Here is a 1,779-nt window from a genome sequence, read left to right on the forward strand (position 1 = left end):
ATGAAGATGACGACGGAAGAGGCTTTTGTTAAGGTTTTGCAGAAGCACGGGATTGAGCATGCGTTTGGGATCATTGGTTCTGCGATGATGCCGATTTCTGATTTGTTCCCGCAAGCTGGGATCATGTTCTGGGACTGTGCGCATGAAGGCAGCGCTGGGATGATGGCGGATGGCTACACCCGTGCCACCGGCAAGATGTCGATGATGATTGCGCAGAACGGCCCGGGCATCACCAATTTTGTCACCGCGGTGAAGACCGCGTATTGGAACCACACCCCGCTGCTGCTGGTCACGCCGCAGGCGGCGAACAAGACCATCGGTCAGGGTGGCTTCCAGGAAGTTGAACAGATGAAGCTGTTCGAAGACATGGTGGCGTATCAGGAAGAGGTCCGCGACCCGACCCGTGTTGCCGAAGTCCTGACCCGTGTCATCAGCCAGGCCAAGCGTCTTTCCGGCCCGGCGCAGCTGAACATCCCGCGCGACTTCTGGACGCAAGTGGTCGACATCGAAATTCCCGATCCGGTCGAGTTTGAACGCAGCCCCGGTGGCGAGAACTCGGTGGCCAAAGCAGCCGAGATCCTGTCGAACGCCAAAAACCCCGTCATCCTGAACGGCGCGGGCGTGGTTCTGTCCGAGGGCGGCATCGATGCTTCGATGGCTCTGGCTGAGCGTCTGGATGCACCGGTCTGCGTTGGCTATCAGCACAATGACGCCTTCCCCGGCAACCACCCGCTGTTTGCTGGCCCGCTGGGCTATAACGGCTCGAAAGCCGGGATGGAGCTGATCAAGGAGGCGGATGTTGTTCTGGCCCTTGGCACCCGTCTGAACCCGTTCTCGACCCTGCCCGGATATGGCATGAATTACTGGCCCGAAGAGGCCACCATCATTCAGGTGGACATCAACCCGGACCGCATCGGCCTGACCAAGAAGGTCACTGTCGGGATCGTCGGCGACGCGGCCAAAGTGGCCAAGGGCATCCAGCGCCAGCTGTCTGACGAGGCAGGCAATGCCGGCCGTGCAGAGCGCAAAGCCAACATCGCGAAAAAGAAATCGGCCTGGGCACAGGAACTGACCTCGCTGACGCATGAGCAGGACGATCCGGGCACCAGCTGGAACCAGCGCGCGCGCGACGCCAAACCCGACTGGATGAGCCCGCGCATGGCGTGGCGCGCAATCCAGCAGGCCCTGCCGCGCGAGGCGATCATTTCGTCCGACATCGGCAACAACTGTGCCATCGGCAACGCCTATCCTGACTTTGACGAAGGCCGCAAATATCTGGCGCCTGGCCTGTTCGGCCCTTGCGGCTATGGTCTGCCGGCCATCGTTGGCGCCAAGATCGGTCAGCCGGACGTTCCGGTGGTGGGCTTTGCCGGTGACGGCGCCTTTGGCATTGCGGTGAATGAGCTGACTGCGATTGGCCGCCAGGAATGGCCCGCCGTGACCCAGATTGTGTTCCGCAACTACCAGTGGGGCGCGGAAAAGCGCAACTCGACCCTGTGGTTCAACGACAACTTCGTGGGCACGGAACTGGACACCAAGGTCTCTTATGCCGGTATCGCCAACGCCTGCGGTCTGAAGGGCGTCATCGCACGTACCCAGGACGAGCTGACCGCGGCCCTGAACCAGGCGATCACGGACCAGAAGAACGGCATCACCACGCTGATCGAAGCCATGATCAACCAGGAGCTGGGCGAACCCTTCCGCCGCGACGCCATGAAAAAACCCGTCGCAGTCGCAGGCGTCAGCGCAAACGACATGACACCTCAAATACAAGCGTAG

Annotated in this window: 1 protein-coding gene; it reads left to right on the forward strand. The window is 61.0% G+C overall.

The window, feature by feature from the left end:
• Positions 1–1,779: sulfoacetaldehyde acetyltransferase (gene xsc / locus Q1B13_RS26745; RefSeq protein WP_299085927.1), on the forward strand; the 1,779-nt coding region annotated here is incomplete at its 5' end.

The sequence above is a fragment of the uncultured Ruegeria sp. genome (assembly GCF_947489545.1).
GTDB lineage: Bacteria > Pseudomonadota > Alphaproteobacteria > Rhodobacterales > Rhodobacteraceae > Ruegeria.